The organism is Flavobacterium sp. RSB2_4_14 (assembly GCF_051547085.1).
GTDB lineage: Bacteria > Bacteroidota > Bacteroidia > Flavobacteriales > Flavobacteriaceae > Flavobacterium.
The window spans coordinates 1-263 of the sequence record NZ_JBPTTL010000036.1 but is presented as its reverse complement, the minus strand read 5'-3'; the positions used below and the strand labels follow the sequence as shown (position 1 = coordinate 263).

1 protein-coding gene is annotated in these 263 nt (G+C 41.8%); it reads right to left on the bottom strand.

Going from position 1 to position 263, the window contains the following annotated elements; translation table 11 throughout:
- On the bottom strand, positions 1-263 hold a 263-nt coding region (locus ACSVH2_RS14150), incomplete at both ends, for a transposase (RefSeq protein ID WP_438093826.1).

Here is a 263-nt window from a genome sequence, read left to right as displayed (position 1 = left end):
GTGAGTTCCAAGTCTTTAGTTTGGCTATCAAATCGGGCACGCCAAGGATGTTGATGCTGCGTTTGATGTTGTAGACTAGCATAATCAAACTGTGTTCGCCATTTACTTTTTCTAATCCTATTAAATCGGTGTAATTGTATCCCCATTTTCGCTTTATTGTGCCAAAAATGTGTTCGTTGATCTCTTGCCGTTTTCGGTACAGTTGTGGGTTGGATTGGTAGCGTTTGTGGTTTTCTTCTACGGCATCGGCATATTGGCTTCTG